Here is a 470-nt window from a genome sequence, read left to right on the forward strand (position 1 = left end):
GCGGTCGGGGGCTTTGGAATAGACGACGTAACCTTGACTGGCGGCAGCGTGAGCGCGGTGACCGCAGTGAGCCCGGGCGCAGACGGCAGCAGCGACACCTGGCAGGTGACGATAGCCGGGGGCACAGGAACAGCCGCGAGCAACGGCATCACGGTGAACCTTGCAGGGGTGCGCGATATTGCGGGCAACGCAGGTGTTGGTACGACGACCGTGCCGGGCCTGAGCTACAGCATAGACAACACGGTGCCCACGGCAACCATTACGCTCAGCGACAACCGGCTGGCAGCAGGAGAAACGGCCGAGGTCACGATCGCGTTCAGCGAGAGAGTCACTGGATTTGAGCTCGAAGACCTTGCAGTGGGCAATGGCACGCTGAGCAATCTCAGGGCCAACGCCGACGGAAGGACCTGGACGGCCACGCTGACCCCGACGGCCACGGGCGCCGAAGGAGCCGAGTTCAACGTCACGCT

1 protein-coding gene is annotated in these 470 nt (G+C 64.7%); it reads left to right on the forward strand.

Features of this window, described 5'->3' with window-relative positions; all coding sequences use genetic code 11:
* Positions 1-48: 48 nt before the first annotated feature.
* On the forward strand, positions 49-470 hold a 422-nt coding region (locus VTU_RS28510), incomplete at its 3' end, for an Ig-like domain-containing protein (RefSeq protein WP_236610797.1).

It is taken from the genome of Verminephrobacter aporrectodeae subsp. tuberculatae At4 (genome assembly GCF_000193225.1).
GTDB lineage: Bacteria > Pseudomonadota > Gammaproteobacteria > Burkholderiales > Burkholderiaceae_C > Acidovorax > Acidovorax aporrectodeae.